Source organism: Corynebacterium heidelbergense (genome assembly GCF_028609845.1).
Taxonomy (GTDB): Bacteria; Actinomycetota; Actinomycetes; order Mycobacteriales; family Mycobacteriaceae; genus Corynebacterium; species Corynebacterium heidelbergense.
The window spans coordinates 843,744-861,178 of the sequence record NZ_CP063191.1 but is presented as its reverse complement, the minus strand read 5'-3'; the positions used below and the strand labels follow the sequence as shown (position 1 = coordinate 861,178).

The 17,435-nt window shown below is 66.2% G+C and carries 14 protein-coding genes; 9 read left to right on the top strand and 5 right to left on the bottom strand.

Annotated elements, in window-relative coordinates; genetic code table 11:
- Position 1 precedes the first annotated feature (1 nt).
- On the bottom strand, positions 2 to 1,138 hold the full coding sequence (locus CHEID_RS03810) for a branched-chain amino acid aminotransferase (protein WP_112768976.1): 1,137 nt from the start codon (positions 1,136 to 1,138) through the stop codon (positions 2 to 4).
- Between the two features lie 262 nt (positions 1,139 to 1,400).
- Between CHEID_RS03810 and CHEID_RS03805 the strand changes: the two genes are divergently transcribed.
- From CHEID_RS03805 to CHEID_RS03780, 6 genes are all read left to right on the top strand, one after another.
- Positions 1,401 to 2,990 carry a leucyl aminopeptidase gene (locus CHEID_RS03805; RefSeq protein ID WP_112768959.1) on the top strand — a complete coding sequence of 530 codons (1,590 nt, stop codon included), beginning with the start codon at positions 1,401 to 1,403 and terminating at the stop codon, positions 2,988 to 2,990.
- A 163-nt stretch (positions 2,991 to 3,153) separates the two neighbouring features.
- Positions 3,154 to 5,520 carry a 2-oxoglutarate dehydrogenase, E2 component, dihydrolipoamide succinyltransferase gene (sucB, locus tag CHEID_RS03800; RefSeq protein WP_112768958.1) on the top strand — a complete coding sequence of 789 codons (2,367 nt, stop codon included), beginning with the start codon at positions 3,154 to 3,156 and terminating at the stop codon, positions 5,518 to 5,520.
- 8 nt (positions 5,521 to 5,528) lie between these two features.
- Positions 5,529 to 6,293 carry a lipoyl(octanoyl) transferase LipB gene (lipB, locus tag CHEID_RS03795; protein ID WP_112768957.1) on the top strand — a complete coding sequence of 255 codons (765 nt, stop codon included), beginning with the start codon at positions 5,529 to 5,531 and terminating at the stop codon, positions 6,291 to 6,293.
- Between the two features lie 67 nt (positions 6,294 to 6,360).
- Positions 6,361 to 7,410 (top strand): lipoyl synthase, encoded by a 1,050-nt coding sequence (gene lipA / locus CHEID_RS03790; RefSeq protein ID WP_112768956.1) that lies wholly within the window; start codon positions 6,361 to 6,363, stop codon positions 7,408 to 7,410.
- 39 nt (positions 7,411 to 7,449) lie between these two features.
- Positions 7,450 to 8,229 carry a DUF4191 domain-containing protein gene (locus CHEID_RS03785; protein WP_112768955.1) on the top strand — a complete coding sequence of 260 codons (780 nt, stop codon included), beginning with the start codon at positions 7,450 to 7,452 and terminating at the stop codon, positions 8,227 to 8,229.
- Between the two features lie 45 nt (positions 8,230 to 8,274).
- On the top strand, positions 8,275 to 8,898 hold the full coding sequence (locus CHEID_RS03780; RefSeq protein ID WP_146743823.1) for a LysE family translocator: 624 nt from the start codon (positions 8,275 to 8,277) through the stop codon (positions 8,896 to 8,898).
- A 14-nt stretch (positions 8,899 to 8,912) separates the two neighbouring features.
- Here CHEID_RS03780 and CHEID_RS03775 read toward each other — a convergent pair whose 3' ends face one another.
- From CHEID_RS03775 to CHEID_RS03765, 3 genes are all read right to left on the bottom strand, one after another.
- Positions 8,913 to 10,133 carry an MFS transporter gene (locus CHEID_RS03775; protein ID WP_112768975.1) on the bottom strand — a complete coding sequence of 407 codons (1,221 nt, stop codon included), beginning with the start codon at positions 10,131 to 10,133 and terminating at the stop codon, positions 8,913 to 8,915.
- Positions 10,134 to 10,408: 275 nt separating this feature from the next.
- Complete coding sequence (locus tag CHEID_RS03770) at positions 10,409 to 11,404, bottom strand: TDT family transporter (RefSeq protein ID WP_238599248.1); 996 nt, start codon at positions 11,402 to 11,404, stop codon at positions 10,409 to 10,411.
- A 53-nt stretch (positions 11,405 to 11,457) separates the two neighbouring features.
- A complete protein-coding gene (locus tag CHEID_RS03765) occupies positions 11,458 to 11,937 on the bottom strand; it encodes an RDD family protein (RefSeq protein WP_112768952.1) in 480 nt (159 codons plus the stop codon).
- A gap of 315 nt (positions 11,938 to 12,252) precedes the next feature.
- Between CHEID_RS03765 and glnA the strand changes: the two genes are divergently transcribed.
- From glnA to CHEID_RS03750, 3 genes are all read left to right on the top strand, one after another.
- Positions 12,253 to 13,689 carry a type I glutamate--ammonia ligase gene (gene glnA, locus CHEID_RS03760; protein ID WP_112768951.1) on the top strand — a complete coding sequence of 479 codons (1,437 nt, stop codon included), beginning with the start codon at positions 12,253 to 12,255 and terminating at the stop codon, positions 13,687 to 13,689.
- A gap of 190 nt (positions 13,690 to 13,879) precedes the next feature.
- Positions 13,880 to 15,382, top strand: coding sequence for a glycosyltransferase 87 family protein (locus CHEID_RS03755; RefSeq protein WP_146743822.1), 1,503 nt, complete (start codon positions 13,880 to 13,882; stop codon positions 15,380 to 15,382).
- Positions 15,383 to 16,756, top strand: coding sequence for a DUF418 domain-containing protein (locus CHEID_RS03750; protein ID WP_112768949.1), 1,374 nt, complete (start codon positions 15,383 to 15,385; stop codon positions 16,754 to 16,756).
- On the opposite strand, the gene CHEID_RS03745 is transcribed toward CHEID_RS03750, so the two are convergent.
- A complete protein-coding gene (locus CHEID_RS03745; RefSeq protein WP_112768948.1) occupies positions 16,704 to 17,363 on the bottom strand; it encodes a hypothetical protein in 660 nt (219 codons plus the stop codon). The genes CHEID_RS03750 and CHEID_RS03745 overlap by 53 nt on opposite strands.
- Positions 17,364 to 17,435 lie beyond the last annotated feature (72 nt).

Genomic DNA, 17,435 nt, shown 5'->3' with positions numbered 1-17,435 from the left:
CCTACTCTGCGGCCACCAGCGTGTGCATCCACCCGTGCGGATCCGGCACCGTCCCGCGCTGGATCCCGGTCAGGTGGTTGCGCAGTTGCATCGTGATGGGGCCGGTAGCACCGCCGTTGATGAGGTACTCCCCGGAATCGCTCTTGACTGTTCCCACCGGGGTCACTACCGCCGCGGTGCCGCAGGCGAAGACTTCGGAAAGCGCGCCGCTGGCGGCGTCCTCCTCCCACTCCTCCACGGAGATCCGACGCTCCTGCACCCCGTAGCCGAGATCGCGGGCCACCTGCAACAGAGAGGCGCGGGTGACGCCCGGCAACAGCGAGCCGGACAGCTCTGGGGTGACCACGGTGGCCTGCTGGCCCTCCCCGTAGACGAACATGAGGTTCATGCCACCCATTTCTTCGACCCAGCGGTGCTCGTTGCCGTCGAGCCACACCACCTGATCGCAGCCCTTTTTCTTGGCCTGGGTCTGCGCCAGCAGCGACGCGGCGTAATTGCCGGCACACTTGGCCGCACCCGTGCCGCCCGGAACGGCGCGAACGTAGTCCTTCGTCAGCCACACGCTCACCGGGCTCACACCGCCCTTGAAGTAGGCCCCAGCCGGGCACGCGATCACCGCGTAGGTGTAACTACCGGCTGGCTCTACCCCCATCCCGGGTTCGGTCGCCACCATGTAGGGCCGGATGTAGAGGGCCTCCTCACCGCCGGCCGCAGGAACCCAACGCTGGTCGATCGCGACCAACTGCTCGATGGAGGCCAGGAACAGTTCCTCCGGCATTTCGGGCATGGCTAGCCGGTGAGCGGAGTTGCGCATGCGCTGGGCATTCTGGTCGGGGCGGAAGGTGGCAATCGAGCCATCCGGTTGGCGGTAGGCCTTGATCCCCTCGAAAATTGCCTGCCCGTAGTGCAGCACGCTCGCCGCCGGGTCCAGGGTGATCGGGCCGTAGGGTTGCACGCGGGGGGAATGCCACCCGGCCTCGCGATCCCAGTTGATAAGGACCATGTGGTCCGTGAAGTAGGAGCCGAAACCGGGGTTGCGCAGGATTTCCTGCAACCGGTCCTCAGATACCGGGGAGGGATTGCGGTGGATCTCAAAGGGACCGGCGACGGAATTTAGCTGCACAGACATGGTGGTCATGTTAACGCCTGTGGCCCCGGCTGCCGTCACACGGTGGGGGCCTTTGAGGTGGTGCCCGGCATGGCCCTCGGGCGCGGGCCGTAGCGTGGCGGCCGGGGCGGTCGGAGAAGCTCCCATTGGGCGGCCGGACACGGCACGGCAGTAGTAGGGCAGAGTAAGAAGGAAGCGAGAACAGCACAGCGCTCGGGCAGGCGCGCACATGGCCAGGTTGTGCCGTCCTAGCCGTCCGCAACGCCACTTGACCGAAAGGACCTCGAATCCCATGACAGAACCCACCGCAGAACTCCCCGCTCGTGGCACCACCCCGACCGTCACCCTGGCCGAGGATCCGGAGGCCATCGCGGCTGGCGGCGAGGTGGACACCCTCATTGTCCCCGTGTTCACCGGTGAGACCGGCATCGAGCTCGCGGGGTCCCCAGCGGGGTTGTTGAGCCAGGACCAGGAGATAGCCCTGTGGAAGTGGCTGGTTTCCGTGGGGGCGAAGGGGGAACGGGAGGAGATCACCACGGTGCCCGGAGTGTTCGACTCCGCCTCGCAGGGGGGCTTCGCCGCCCGCCGGATCATCGCGGTGGGGTTGGGCGATGCGGAGGATGTGGACGAGGAGGATGTCCGGGAAGCAGCCGGGGTGGTTGCGCGCAAGGTGAAGTCCGACCGGCGGGTCCTGTCCACCCTGGGCATGCTGGGGGCGGAGGCGGCGGCACTGGGCCACGCCCTGGGCGGCTACGACTACCGGGGGCAGCGCAGCCCCGCCACCGAGGGATCCGCGGAAACGGACACTGCCCCGATTAGCACGGACGGGGCAGATGCGACCCGCACCGAAATCACGGTCCTGTGCCCCGACGCGCCCCCCGAGGCCCAGCGGCACGTGGACGCGATCGTCAGGGCCGTCTGCCTGGCCCGCGATCTGGTGAATACTCCCGCCAACACGCTGTACCCGGAGTCCTATGCCAACATCGCCCGCGCACTCGCCGAGCGCGGCGGCCTGGCAGTCGAGATTCTGGATGAAACGCAGCTCGCAAAGCAGGGCTTCGGCGGCATCCTTGGGGTGGGTCAGGGCTCCGCGCGCCCGCCCCGTCTTCTGCGGCTGAGCTACACCCCGGACAGCGGCGACGACGTGCCGCATGTCGCCCTGGTGGGCAAGGGCGTAACTTTCGATACCGGTGGGATCTCCATCAAGCCGGCCCAAAACATGTGGGACATGATTTCCGACATGGGTGGTTCGGCGGCCGTCATTGCGGCCACGCTGGCCATCGCGGAACTCGGTCTGCCGCTGCGAGTTACCACTACCGTCCCCATGGCAGAGAACATGCCCGGGGACAACGCCATCCGCCCGGGTGACGTGCTGCGGCACTACGGCGGAACCACGGTGGAGGTGCTCAACACGGACGCCGAGGGCCGATTGATTCTGGGGGACGCCATTGCCCGCGCGTGTGAGGATGAACCCGATTTCCTTATTGAGACAGCCACTCTCACCGGCGCGCAGATCGTCGCGCTGGGCAACCGCACGCCCGGAATCATGGGTTCCATCGCCTTCCGGGACAAGGTCGCCGCCATCTCGCAGGATATCGGCGAAAACGGCTGGGCGATGCCGCTACCGATCGAGCTTGGGGAGGCCCTGAAGTCGGACGTGGCGGATCTGCAGAACATTTCGAAGAACCGGTGGGGCGGAATGTCCGTCGCGGGTCATTACCTTTCGCACTTCGTCGCGGACGGCATCCAGTGGGTGCACATGGATGTGGCGGGCCCGGCGTACAACACGGGTGCGGCCCACGGTTACACCCCGAAGCGGGCAACCGGCGTTCCCGTGCGCACCATCATCGCCACCTGCGAGGCCCTGGCCCGCGGCGAATAGCCGCGCGCTGGCCGCGGCAGGGGTCGCCCCTCCCCACCGTGGGGCCTTTTCACCCGCATCCCCCGGGGTCGGCTGGGGGATGCGGGTAGTATCAGCACAGACAAGCCCGATTGGTCGGGTGAGTAACTTCACAAGCGTTACTTTTACAAGGAGTTTCAACACCATGGCGCACTCCGTCGAGATGCCCACGCTGGGCGAGTCCGTAACCGAGGGAACCGTAACCCAATGGCTGAAGAAGGTCGGTGACACGGTCGCGGTGGACGAGCCGCTGCTGGAGGTGTCCACGGATAAGGTAGATACCGAGGTTCCCTCCCCCGTCGCCGGGGTTTTGCTGAAGATCTTGGCTGAGGAGGACGAAACCGTGGATGTTGGAGCGGTCATTGCCGAAATCGGCGAGGAGGGTGAGCAGCCCAGTGAGGGCGGCGACTCTGCCGAGGGGGCCGGTGATTCTCAGTCGGACGCCACCCAAGACAGCGCCGATGATGCATCCGACGAGGCTGCCCAAGCTCCCGCCGGCGGGGACTCCGCGGGTAGCAGCACGGGTGGGAGCGCCTCTGGTGGGTCCGGTGAGGCGGAGGACGTAAAGATGCCGGAGCTCGGCGAATCCGTCACCGAAGGCACCATCACCTCCTGGCTCAAGCAGGTCGGAGACACCGTCAAGGTCGACGAACCCCTCCTAGAAGTCTCCACGGACAAGGTCGACACCGAAGTCCCCTCGCCCATCGAAGGCACCCTCGTCGAGATCCTCGCCGAGGAGGACGACACCGTCGACGTCGGAGCTGTCATCGCCCGCATCGGCGACCCCAGCGCCGCCACGGGCGGATCCTCGGAGGGCTCCGGCTCCGCAGCGACGACGAGCTCCCCGCAAGATGAGGCTGACGGTGCTGCACAGCGCAGTGATGCCGCCGATAACCCCAAGGGGGACGCTGGCGTCGGCGCTCAGCCTAATTCCCCCGGTGCCGCTGCGGCTGATACCTCTGCGGAGGAGGACGCCGAGCGCCACAGCCAGTCCGAGTCCGGCTCTGCTGGTAGCAGCACGGGTGGGAGCGCCTCCGGTGGGTCCGGTGAGGCGGAGGACGTAAAGATGCCGGAGCTCGGCGAATCCGTCACCGAAGGCACCATCACCTCCTGGCTCAAGCAGGTCGGAGACACCGTCAAGGTCGACGAACCCCTCCTAGAAGTCTCCACGGACAAGGTCGACACCGAAGTCCCCTCGGCCATCGAAGGCACCCTCGTCGAGATCCTCGCCGAAGAGGACGACACCGTCGACGTCGGAGCCGTCATCGCCCGCATCGGCGACCCCAACGCCGCCAAGCAGGAACCCCAGGCAGATTCTGCGGCCGACGATACCTCTGCAGACGAGGCCGACAGCTCCCCGAAGAGCACCCAGGGCAGTGCCGACGAACAGTCCGGTGGGGAAGTCGAGGATTCCGGTAAGGCTGCTAGCGGAGCGGCCGATTCCTCCGCCGCGCAACCGGCCGAGACTTCGGACGACGAGGCCGTGGCCAGCGAGACTCCATCCGGCGACAAGGGCGACAGCCAGGGCGAGGCCCCGCAGGACCACCACAACCTGCCGTACGTCACGCCGCTCGTGCGCAAGCTCGCCGACAAGCACGGCGTGGACCTCTCCACAGTGACCGGCACGGGCGTGGGCGGACGCATCCGCAAGCAGGATGTGCTCGCCGCCGCCGGGGACACCCCGGATGGGGCCACCTCGATCGACGGCCAGGTGGAGGAGTCCGCTCCCCAGTCCACCTCCGCGGCGGGACCCCGTGCCTCCACGAAGAAGGTGGATCCAGCCAAGCAGGAACTGCGCGGCAAGACCATCAAGGTCAACCGGATCCGGCAGATCACCGCCAAGACCACCTTGGATTCGCTGCGGGCGACTGCCCAGCTCACCCAGGTCCACGAGGTGGACATGACCCGTGTCGCGGAGCTGCGTTCGCGCTCGAAGAAGGCCTTCGCCGACAAGCACGGTGTGCACCTGACCTACCTGCCCTTCTTCGCCAAGGCCATCGTGGAGGCCCTGGTCTCCCACCCCAACGTCAACGCGTCCTACAACGCGGAGACAAAGGAGATGACCTACCACGGCGAAGTTCACCTGGGCATCGCCGTGGACACCGAGCAGGGCCTTCTCTCCCCCGTGATCCACAATGCGGACAAGATGACCCTGCCGGAGCTGGCGAAGGCCATCGTGGACATTGCGGACCGCGCACGCAGCAAGAAGCTGCGCCCGGATGATCTGCGCGGCGGCACCTTCACCATCACCAACATCGGATCCGAAGGCGCCCTGACCGATACCCCCATCCTGGTCCCGCCGCAGGCGGGCATGGTGGGCACCGGGGCCATCGTCAAGCGTCCCGTGGTGCTCAACGAGGACGGCGCGGACGCCATCGCCATTCGCCAGATCGTGCAACTGCCCCTGACCTACGATCACCAGGTCTTCGACGGTGCCGACGCCGGGCGGTTTATGACCACCGTGCGGGATCGCCTGGAAACCGCCGATTTCGAAGCGGATCTGGAGCTCTAAGCGGGCAGATGGGTTTCCAGCAGGCTGGGATCCGGGCATCCTCGGATCCCATTGAGATCCACCACCTCGGCTGCGAGGACTACGCGGCAATGTGGCAGCGCCAAGCCGACCTTGCCGCAGCCCGGGCGCGCGGGGAGATTGCCGACCAGTTGCTGCTGCTGGAGCACCCGTCGACCTACACGGCCGGAAAACGAACCCAGCCGGAGGACCGCCCCGCCGGGGATACCCCCGTCGTCGATGTCGATCGCGGCGGCCGCATCACCTGGCACGGCCCCGGCCAACTCGTCGCCTACCCCATCATTGCCTTGGCGAATCCCATCGATGTGGTGGACTACGTTCGCCGCCTCGAACAGGCGCTAATGCAAACGTGCGCCGATGCAGGCCTGACGGGGACCTGCCGCATCGACGGGCGCTCAGGGGTGTGGCTTCGTGGCACGGGCAGCGACGGCAGCCAGGGGGCTGCCAGCAACACGGGCACTGCCACCGGCTCGAACCCCGGTGGGCGTGCCATCGACCGGAAAATCGCCGCCATCGGCATCCGGGTCACCCGGGGGGTCGCGATGCACGGCATCGCACTAAACTGCGACAACTCCTTAGCGGCCTACGAGACCATCGTGCCCTGCGGCCTGGCTGATGCCGGGGTGACTAGCCTCACGGCGGAACTGGGTCACCGCGTAGGGGTTGCGGGCGTCCGAAAGAATCTGGCCCAGAACATCGAAGCGGCCCTGGACGGAACGCTCCCGGTGGAACAGACCGCCCCACAGCAGCAGTAAAGGCCCCGGCATCCCAGGGTGACTGGCCACAGATGGGCGATTGGACAGGCGGCGTAGGGTGGGAGCCATGACTGTCAATCCCGAGGGACGACGACTGCTTCGGATCGAAGCGAAGAACTCTCAGACCCCCATTGAGGCCAAACCCCGGTGGATCCGCACCAGTGCGAAAATGGGCCCGGAATATCGGGAAATGCGCAATCGCGTCGCCGGGGCCGGCCTGCACACCGTGTGCCAGGAAGCCGGTTGCCCCAACATTCACGAATGCTGGGAGGACCGCGAGGCGACCTTCCTCATCGGCGGGGATACCTGCTCCCGCCGCTGCGACTTCTGCCAGATCAAGTCGGGCAAGCCCTCCCCCCTGGATGTGGACGAACCGCGCCGCGTGGCGGAATCCGTCGCCGAAATGGGTCTGCGTTACGCCACGATCACCGGCGTAACGCGCGATGACCTAGACGACGAGGGGGCGTGGCTGTACGCGGAGGTCGTTCGCAAGATCCACGAGCTCAATCCGAACACGGGAGTGGAGAATCTCACCCCGGACTTCTCCAACCGTCCGGAGCTGCTGAAGATCGTCTTCGACGCCCAACCGGAGGTCTTCGCCCACAACGTGGAGACCGTCCCGCGCATCTTCAAGCGCATCCGTCCAGCCTTCAAATATGGCCGCTCCTTGGAAGTCCTCCAGGCGGCCCACGACTACGGGCTGGTCACGAAGTCCAACCTCATCCTGGGCATGGGGGAGGAAAAGGAGGAGGTGCTGGCCGCAATGCGAGACCTCTACGCGGCGGGCACGGACATCCTCACCATCACCCAATACCTGCGCCCGACCCCGATGCACCACCCCATCGAGCGGTGGGTCAAGCCGGAAGAATTCCTGGCCTACTCCGAGGCCGCCTACGAGATGGGCTTCAACGCCGTGATGAGCGGGCCGCTGGTGCGATCCTCCTACCGCGCTGGGCGCCTGTTCGTCCAGGCCAAGAAGGCCCGCGGCGAGGCCGTGCCGCCAAACCTCTCCCACCTGGAGGACGCGCTGGACGGCTCCACCGCCCAGGAGGCGAAGAGCCTGCTGCACAAGTACGGCGAGTCGCAGGACACCCCCGTCGCCAGCCGCGTCGGCTAGCTCACGGGGCCGGTCGGCCCATGTTCTATCCTGGGGGGCATGGCGAAAGACATCCGGGTCAAGGAGAACAAGAAGGCCGAGCGCGCGGCGAAGCGCGCTAAGCGCAAGCAGACGTTCAGCCAACTGCGCCAGGCCTTCCAGTTGCAGCGCAAGCGGGATAAGAAACTCATCCCCTACATGGTTCTGGCCTTCCTGGTGCCCGTGGTGTTGCTGCTGTTGCTCTCCCTCGTGTTCGGAAGCTGGATCTTCAACCTCATCATCGGCATCCTGCTGGGCGCGATGGCCGCCTTCTGGGTGTTCAGCCGCCGCCTGCAATCGGGGGTATACGACCAGATCGAGGGGGAATCCGGGGCAGCCGCGTGGGCTCTGTCCAACCTGCGCGATGGGGCGGGGATGAAGTGGATTAGCCAGCCGGGCGTGGCGAGCAACACCCACATGGACGCCGTGCACCGAGTCGTGGGCTGCCCCGGTGTGGTCCTCGTCGGAGAAGGCAGCCCCCACCGGGTCAAGCAACTGATGGGCCAGGAGCGGAAGCGCCTGTCGCGCATTCTGGGGGACACCCCGGTGTACGAGGTGGTCGTCGGCGACGCGGAGGGCCAGGTGCCGGTCAAGAAGCTCCAGCGCCACCTCATGCGCTTGCCCCGAAACATCAAGAAGAGCGAGGTGGATGCGCTGAACAGCCGCGTGGAATCCATCACCCGGCGCACGAGCCCGCAGAACGCCCTGCCGAAGGGGCCGCTCCCCCGCGGCGCCAAGGGGGGCCAGATGGCGGGGATGAACCGGCGGGCCCGACGGGCAGCTAATCGCGGCAAGAAGTAAGTGCTGGGTTCGCTCTTCTCGGTTCTGGGCCTGTGCTTAGCGGGGATGGCTACCCCGGGCCCGGATACATTTTTGGTCCTGCGGTTGGCCTCCCGCTCCCGCGCGCATGCAGTGGCTGCGGCCTTGGGGATCGCCTCTGCGTTGATCGTGTGGACCGGGCTCTCGGTCTCGGGCGCCGCGATTGTGCTGCGCACGTACCCGTCCATTCTCCTGGCCATTCAGCTCCTCGGCTCGGCGTGGCTGGCCTACATGGCCTATTCCCTGGTGCAGGCCGCCCGGACCGGTTGGGCCGAGCAAGCCCGCCGGCAGGATGGGGACGGGCAAGAAGCGCAGGGGTGGACGGATTTGGCCACTCTGCCGACACTTCCGGGTGCCTACGGGCAGGGCGTCCTCACCAACCTGTCCAACCCGAAAGCCGTGCTGTTTTTCGCGGCAATTATCGCCCCGATCATGCCGCTGGGGTCCCCGTGGTGGGTGGGTGTGCTCTACGCCGGGTCCATCGTGGCGCTGTCGGCTGTGTTCTTTAGCTCCCTGGCTCTCGGCGTGAGCACGCAAGTGGTGCGGCGGCGGTTGCTGTCGGCCGGTCCTCTTATCGACGCCTGTGCCGCCGCGCTCTTCACCGCTGTCGCGGTGGCCTTGCTCGTGGAGGCCGCACGCTCCGTTTTCTAACCACGCTCCGTTATCTAACGCTGTGCCTTGGCCCCGGCGGCGCCCGCGAGTTCGTCGTCGATGACGGTTTTGCGGGAGGCACGTACGCCGATGGCTCCCATCACGAGGGCCAACGCCATGAGTCCCAGCAGAATGGCCGTCCAGCTATGTGTGATGCCGTGGATCATGCCGATGACGAGTGGCCCCGCCGCGGCGATGATGTACCCGTAGGGCTGGACGAATCCGGACAACCGCGCGGTGATGAGTGAGACCCGCGTTCTGGCGGGGATGAGGGCAATAGCGGTGGGGAAGCACCATCCACCCATGCCCAACAGTACCGCCCACAGCAGGGGTACCTGGGTGGGGGCCAGGAGGATACCGGCCCAGCCGGCGGCGGTGAGCACGCCGAAGATTACGGGGTAGATGGCGAAGTTCTCGGCCCTGTCGATAACCGTGGGCATGACGGTGCCGCCGAGGACGTGGAAGCTGCCCACCACGGCCAAGGCGATGCTGGCCACCATGGGAGAAACACCGTTTTCCTGAAAGATCTGGGGGAGCCAGCCCATCTGGGTGTAGGCGTTCATGGACTGGATGCCGAAAAACAGCATGAGGAAGATGGCGGTGCGGGAGCGCCACATGCTAGTGGTGGCGGCGGGTCCGGTGGATGCGATTTGCGCCTGCCGATCGGCGGCCTTCGGCGCATCCATCCCGGTGCGCAGGGCGACAACCGTCCAGATGGCCACCTGCACCCCGCAGAACAGGGCCCAGATGAACAGGGTCCATTGCCAGCGGTTCTCTCCGTGGAAGAGCAGGGCGCTCAGCGGCCCGACCGCTCCAGAGAAGCCAAGCAGCGCGGAATAGACGGTCATGAGGGTCACCGTGTGCCGTCCGCCGTATTTCTTCACGAAGGCGGGGACCAGGACGTTGCCGATGGCGATGCCGGCGGCGACGAGTCCCGTGAGGACGATGAACACCCACACCCCCGGCAGCCACGGGCGGGCGGCCGTGCCGATGAGAGTGATTACGGCACCCAACAGGAGGGTCCGGCTCAGGCCGATGCGGCGGGCCAGGGGAACAGTGGACAGGCCCATGACGGCGAACATGGCCCCGGGGAGGGCGGTGATGACCCCGGCCAGGGAACCGCCCGCGCCGAAATGGGCGAGTACGTCCGGCAACACGGGCCCCAGGGAGGCGATGGCGGCCCGGAGGTTGATGGCGGCGACGATGACGGCCACGAAGATCAGTCCAACGGACAGCACTCCCGGCCCCGATTTGCCGTTCCATCCCGGCCCTTGGCTGGCGGCCCGGCCCGCCGTGGCCGGCGCAGAGGACGCGCCCTGCGATGAAGAAACTCCCGGGGTATGAACCTCTGGGGTACCGGCCTTCACGTGGTCGTCTTTGGGCACGCTGAAGAAACCTCCCTTTCGGAATGACTTTTGCCCGCGGGCTCCCCCACTCCCGAGCGCTGCGGCGCCAGACCCTTACCTAGTTGGAGGAACTGATAACGGCGCGCGGGGCACCCTCGCTGCCGTTAGCGTTTGAGGAACCCGCCGACGGCCCAGGCGTAGTGGAGCACCAGCATAAGAAGCATTGCGATACTAATAACGTCAAGCAAATGGTAACCGGTGGACTGAGCCAACGTGTGACTGCCCAGGCTAAGGGTACCGACCGGGAAGGTGGAGGCCCACCAGGTGGGGTTGTAGCCCATGCGTTCCCCGCGCCGGCCCAATGCTGCGGGCCAGTGCTGCACGATCGCCCACACGGTCAGTGGCACCGCGATAAGGAGGACAACTGCGGAATACCCCATGGCCCAGGGCCGCAACTGCTCGGTGTGGGCGAGGGTGTGCGCGGCCACCGGAGATTGCCCCAACACCCCTAGCGGGATCCACGCGGTCGTAGCGAAAGAGACTGGCAGGTGCCCAGCCTTGAACACCACGTAATACACGCGGGCGAACACCGGGAAGGACAGCGACAGGGATAGCAGGAAACAGCCAAACCCGATAATGCGCAGCGTATCCACCATCCACTGCCCGTTGGCACCCTGCTCTAGGTGGTTCGCCAGTTGGGCGGACGAGGTCGCCGCCACCATGGGGGCCACCAGGGGCAGTCCCCACGTGAAGGCAGGTGCTCCGGCTTTGCGGGAAAGCAGGTAGCGCAGGAAGATCAACGCGGAGGCCACGCCCATCACCAGGCCCACCGCCCACGAGATCGTGTGGACAGCCCAGAACTTTGACACGCCCGAGTAGGCCGAGCCGATGGCCAGCACACCCATCGCCGTCATGCCCCACGCGGGCATGTTGGGAGCCGTGAAGTGGGGGTTGCGGTGGCGCGCGAAGCCCACTGCCAGCAGGAGGAACACCGCCGTGGCCACGGCCAGCATCACCCTGGCCAGGATCTCCAGCACCGGCCCGCTCGTGGCATGGGCTTCCAGCAGGGTAGCGAGGATGGAGCTGCCCATGAGGGCCCCGGCCCAACCAGGGCCCAGCGGGGGAAGTCGAAGACCTGCGGGGGTGTGCTGCTCAGACAAAGTTGGCGTCCTATATGAAAGATCGGAATGGATAGGACGGGCGAGTCGGGCGGTCAACCTCGGGTACGAATGACCGCCGTATTCGTCGCTCGATCGTGCATGCCACGGCCGTCGCGATCCTGGATGATCGGCGGGAGGAGGAACACCACCAGCAACACGCGGGCCAACGAGCGGATGAAACCGACTCGCTGGGTGGGATCGTCGATGCGTGCCACCCCAATGCCCATCACGGAATGCCCCGGGGACTGCGCGAACAGCCACACCGAGAACAACCGCCAGAGGATGAACAACACCAGCGTGACGGTGGCGTTGTCTCCGAAGGCATCGGTGGCGGCGGTGACCATCATCGCCATACCGAAACAGACCAACCAGTCGATGAGCAGAGCCCCCATCCGCGGGGTCAGCGTGGCCAGGGAACCGGGACCCGTCCGTGGCAACCCCAACCCCTCGCCCGGGTAGGCACTGGGGTTGGTCGGGTCTTCGTTCTCTGCCGGGAGCTCTGGGCCCTCCAACCAGGATCGTTTATTAGCCATAGTAGATCTGAGATTATCGAAGCCCCGGAATATTTGGTTAATGACGCCACCGACCACAGCGCCGCCTCGCGCCCCCCGCCGCAGGGGAAAGTGCCCCCAACCCCAACGGCGGTTGCGTATCGTGGGGGCCACCGGCCGACTGAGCTGGCACCAGCACCACCGGTGGCGGCCCCGACGCAGGAAAAGCGAGCACAGGGTTAACACGACGGAAACATTCGAGTGATAGCCCCGCAACATCGGGCTACTACCGTGGTGAATATTGTTCAGGCGAGCGGGTCTGAACCACGCTACTCAATTGCAAGGAGCATAAGAACAGTGGCATTCAATTCCCCAGAGGACGTCGTCAAGTTCATCAAGGACGAGGACGTCGAGTTCGTGGACGTACGCTTCACCGACGTGCCGGGCATCGAGCAGCACTTCACCGTGCCTGCCTCGGCCTTCGACGAGGACGCCGTGGAAGAGGGCCTGGCCTTCGACGGTTCCTCCGTGCGCGGCTTCACGACCATCGAAGAATCCGACATGAACTTGCTGCCGGACCTTGCGACGGCGAAGATCGACCCCTTCCGCAAGGCCAAGACGCTGAACGTCAAGTTCTTCGTCCACGATCCGTTCACCCGTGAGCCCTTCTCCCGCGACCCCCGCAACGTGGCCCGCAAGGCGGAGGAGTACCTCGCTTCCACCGGCGTGGCGGACACCTGCTTCTTCGGCCCCGAGGCAGAGTTCTACCTGTTCGACTCGGTGAACTACTCCACGGACATGAACCAGGCCTACTACCACGTGGATTCCGTGGAAGGCTGGTGGAACCGCGGCAAGGCCGAGAACCCGGACGGCTCCACCAACCTCGGCTACAAGACCCGTGTCAAGGGCGGTTACTTCCCCGTGGCCCCCTACGACCACTACCAGGACCTGCGCGATGAGATGTGCAAGAACCTGGCCAACGCGGGTTTCGACCTGGAGCGGGCGCACCACGAGGTGGGCACCGGCGGCCAGCAGGAGATCAACTACAAGTTCAACACCCTGCTGCACGCGGCCGATGACCTGCAGACGTTCAAGTACATCATCAAGAACACCGCATGGAACGCTGGGAAGGCCGCGACCTTCATGGCCAAGCCGCTGTCCGGGGACAACGGCTCCGGCATGCACTGCCACCAGTCCCTGTGGAAGGACGGCTCCCCGCTGTTCTACGACGAGTCCGGCTACGGCGGTCTGTCCGACATGGCCCGCTACTACATCGGCGGCATCCTCGAGCACGCCGGTGCCGTGCTGGCCTTCACCAACCCCACGCTGAACTCCTACCACCGGCTGGTGCCGGGCTTCGAGGCCCCCATCAACCTGGTGTACTCCCAGCGCAACCGTTCCGCCGCCGTGCGTATCCCCATCACCGGTGCCAACGCCAAGGCCAAGCGCCTCGAGTTCCGCGCGCCGGACCCGACGGGCAACCCCTACTTCGGCTTCGCCGCGATGATGCTCGCCGGCCTGGACGGCATCAAGAACCGCATCGAGCCGCACGAGCCCGTGGACAAGGACCTCTACGAGCTGCCCCCGGAGGAGGCCAAGAACATCCCGCAGGCCCCCACCTCCCTCGAGGCATCCCTCAAGGCTCTGGAAGAGGACCATGAGTTCCTCACCGAAGGCGGCGTGTTCACCGACGACTTGGTGGAGACCTACATCTCCTACAAGTTCAACAACGAGATCGCCCCGAACCGCCTGCGTCCCACCCCGCAGGAGTTCGAGCTGTACTTCGACTGCTAGGTCCGCTGACACACCCCGCCGTGGGGTGAGAGGCTGCAGTTGACCCCGAAGGCCCCCTACCATCGCCGGTAGGGGGCCTTTCGCGTGTGTCGACGGGATCCAGGGCCCGCACACTGGATACCCGGCTTTCCACCCCTCCTCCCCCACTCCCACCACCGTTTTGCCCCACCGACGCGTTAGAATCCTTCGAGTGACATCCCCCGCAGATCGGGCGCTACAACCAGCGCCGAAACCAGCCCGCCGCTCCCCCTGGCTTCTCGCCGTGGGCAGCATCGGCGCATGGGCCATCTGGCTGGCCGCGCTGTGGGTGCTCTTCTACTTCGTAACGCACTACCGCACCGCCACTGGTGACGTGCATTACTACTACTGGGGCACCCGCAACCCCCACTCCCGCGGCGCGCCGCTGACGGAATACCCCCACGCAGGCACATGGCCGCTGAACCTGGTGTTCGACATGGAGCCCACGGACCCCTTCAAGTTCGTCCAGGCCTTCGCGACGAGCTGCTGGGTGCTCTCTGGGCTGTTCATGCTGTACCTGTGGGTTTCCGGCCTCCGCAGGGGCGGCAGCTTGCGAGGGGCTTGGGTTTGGGCCCTGTTCTGCTCCTGCGCCGGCCCGATCCTCGTGGCCCGGCTGGACCTGGTGCCCGGGCTGCTCGTCGCCTTCACCTTCGCCCTCGTGGGTAGCCATCCGCGCATCGCCAGTGCGCTACTGGCCTTCGCGACCGCGTCCAAACTCTGGCCAGGGGTGCTCGCAGCCGCCTTGGTGGGCAAGTGGAACGCGCGCCGAACGTATGCGCGCCTAATCTGGTTTGCCCTCAGCGTGGCAGGGTTGTGCTGGATCACCATCTCCACGAGCGGGGTTGACCGGTTATTCTCCCCCCTGAACTACCAGGATGGGCGGGGACTGCAGATCGAGTCCGTGGCAGCAACCCCCTACCTCATCGCCGCATGGATGCACCCCGGGCAGTGGCGGATCAAGTACATGCCGTCGAAGAGCTTCGAGATCCTGGGCCCCAACCTGGACTGGGCGATCACCGCGACGAACATCGTGATGATCGCAACCCTCGTGCTCGCCTTGGCCGCTGCGGCTTATCACTTCTTCCGGGGGGCCTGGAACGACCGGACCTCCATGAGCCTTGCGCTGGCCGTGGTGTGCTTGCTCATTGTGAGCAACAAGGTGTTTTCCCCGCAATACATGGTGTGGATTGCGCCGCTGGTGTGCGTCATGTGCGTGCGCCGGAAAGCCACCGTCCCCGCGCTCTATGCCGTCCTGCTCATCCTCGTCACCGCGGCCACCCTGGTGGTGTACCCCGTGACCTATGAAGGGCTCATCGGCCCCTCCCTGAAGGGCCTGCCCGTGGTGATGCTGGCAATCCGCAACAGCGGGATGCTCATCCTCACCATCTGGGCCATCATCTTGTGGGTCCTCAGCGTGCGGCGGGCCCACGCACAGGACAAGGCTGTCCACGAGGTCGGCGATTCCACCCCAGGCGTTTCCACCCCAGGCCAAGGGACGGGCAGAGACAGCGATGCCTCCGTCCGCGATGAGCGTGCTGCAGACGGCCCGCTCGCCGAGGGCGGAGCAAAAGATGCCACGAAACAGGCAACTACGGCTGAGCCCGCCGGTTCCGACGGGGCCGCCGGCGAGGCCAGCACTCCCCCGGGCACAACCCTCGTCCAGGAGAAGTCCTAGGTGCAGCCCACCCCCTTCCGCGGCGCCTCCCACAGGATCCTCGCCCCGGACGTAGCCCGGGGCCTCATGCTGTTGAGCATCTGCGTGGCGAACGTCTCCACAGCGTGGCTCAGCGGCACCGAGTTTGGGGCTCACTTCCAACGCGGCGCGGGTATTGGGGGCATTGCCACCTCTCCCGGATGGCTGAACGCGAGCGACCGGGTCCTCATCGTCCTCAACGACATCGCGGCACACTTCCGCGGTCTGCCCATGTTCGCCTTCCTCTTCGGCTACGGCTTCGGCATGATCGTGCAGTCCCTCGCGCGCCGGGGTTACGATTCCCGCCGCGCCCGCGGGGTACTAGCCAAGCGCTATGCCTGGTTGCTGGTCATCGGGGTGATCCACTGTGTGTTCCTCTTCCATGGGGACATCCTCGTTCTGTACTCCATCGTCGCGATGCTGCTGGTCATTGGGGTCAACTGGTCGACGAAAACCTACCGAGGTCTCATCGGGGTACTCGTGGCCCTTGTCATCGTGCAGCTCGTCTTGGTACCCGGTATCACGCTAGGATCCACCGCCGGAGCCCCCAGCAGCTCGCCCGCCACCGCGCCGCGCGGCCAGGACTTCCCCCAGTTATTCATCACATCCTCTTACCTCACCCACGTTGGCCTCGGGGTACTGGCTGCCTTGCAGTACGTCCTCCTCAGCCCGCTCTACCTCGTGCAACTCGGGCCTGTGATCCTCGGCGGCCTCATTGCATCGCGGTACCGCTGGCTAGAAGATGCCGAGTCCCATCGGCCCTCCATGTTGCCGTGGGCCGGCTGCGGTCTCTCGGCGGCCGTAGTCGTCGGTGTGGCCGAAGGGTGTGTTCAGATCGGGTGGTGGCCCGCCGACTGGGAGCCGGTTCTCGCCGCGGTGAACTACGCCACGGGCTTGGTCGCGGGCCCCGGAATCATCGCCGCGATCGCGCTGATGCTAATTCCCGTCCAGCGGAGGTTGCTGACCGTCGGTGGGCAGCCATCCGCTCCCATCAGTTGGCTAGCTGCGCTCGGCCGGATGTCCCTGACCGGCTACGTGATGCAGTCCGTTGTGCTGCACATCCTCACCGCCCGCTATCTACTCAACGTGGGCCACGGCCACGGGGCCACGGTGGCTTTCCTCATGGCACTGGGTACCTGGTCGCTCACCCTCGTGTTCGCGGTGTGCTGGGCTAAGGCAGGTCGGCGCGGTCCCGTGGAAGCAGTTCATCGCCTCTTGGCCTACGGACCCCCGGCTGGGACCCGTCATCATCACACGCCCGGGCCGCACGCTGCCGGGCCGCCGTTAACCGCGCCCTACCCGCCTACTGCGCCTCCCCCGACTGGCTCAGGGCCCGCCGAATGGCCGCCGCGGTGATGGCGCAGGAACTCGCCCGGTTCACCCCCTGGTAGGCCCGGCACACGTCGGCACCTTGGGCAAGGACGAGCAGCGTGGCGTTGGAGATCTCCTCGGCGAAGTGTTCCTCGTCCTCCGTACTGAGCACGCAGGTAATGTCGCGGCGCGGGTCGATCTGCGCCATCTCGTGGGCGACGGGGCAGGCGGCCACTGCAGCGAGCCGCACCACGGCGTGGGCGTGCAGCCCAATCGCGTCCTTCCCGGCGGCCATCTCGTTCACCCGGCGCCGGAATTGCAGCATGGCGGGCATGGTGACGTGGTGGTCCCGCCAGCGAGCGGTGGCGTGGGCGCTGTCCAGTGCGGAACCTAGCAGTTCGGCGTTGCGGGCCAGCGCCGCCGTCACGGTATCCCCGCTGCCGCCGAGGCCCTCCAGACCTGTGCGCAGCACGCGCAGTCCCTCCCAGTGCTGCTCCAGGAAGGCGGCCCGGCCCGCGAAGGAAAGGGTGCCGTCCGTCATGCGGCGCCATATCACGGATCGGGCGAGAGCTTCGCGGATCGCGCTGTTGGTGGCGTCCACAATTGGGGAAACATCGCGGGCCTTGGCGGCCTGATGTGCAGCACTCATCATCTCTCCCTCTCCTACACCACCCTCGGTTCCAATCCGACCTCGAGGGGGTTAGCATACCCTAACCCAGGGTGT

What these genes read in the sequence shown, in the direction of transcription:
- CHEID_RS03810 (WP_112768976.1), bottom strand. Translation starts at nt 1,138, where the DNA reads ATGACCACCATGTCTGTGCAGCTAAATTCCGTCGCCGGTCCCTTTGAG.
- CHEID_RS03805 (WP_112768959.1), top strand. Translation starts at nt 1,401, where the DNA reads ATGACAGAACCCACCGCAGAACTCCCCGCTCGTGGCACCACCCCGACC.
- sucB (WP_112768958.1), top strand. Translation starts at nt 3,154, where the DNA reads ATGGCGCACTCCGTCGAGATGCCCACGCTGGGCGAGTCCGTAACCGAG.
- lipB (WP_112768957.1), top strand. Translation starts at nt 5,529, where the DNA reads ATGGGTTTCCAGCAGGCTGGGATCCGGGCATCCTCGGATCCCATTGAG.
- lipA (WP_112768956.1), top strand. Translation starts at nt 6,361, where the DNA reads ATGACTGTCAATCCCGAGGGACGACGACTGCTTCGGATCGAAGCGAAG.
- CHEID_RS03785 (WP_112768955.1), top strand. Translation starts at nt 7,450, where the DNA reads ATGGCGAAAGACATCCGGGTCAAGGAGAACAAGAAGGCCGAGCGCGCG.
- CHEID_RS03780 (WP_146743823.1), top strand. Translation starts at nt 8,275, where the DNA reads ATGGCTACCCCGGGCCCGGATACATTTTTGGTCCTGCGGTTGGCCTCC.
- CHEID_RS03765 (WP_112768952.1), bottom strand. Translation starts at nt 11,937, where the DNA reads ATGGCTAATAAACGATCCTGGTTGGAGGGCCCAGAGCTCCCGGCAGAG.
- CHEID_RS03745 (WP_112768948.1), bottom strand. Translation starts at nt 17,363, where the DNA reads ATGATGAGTGCTGCACATCAGGCCGCCAAGGCCCGCGATGTTTCCCCA.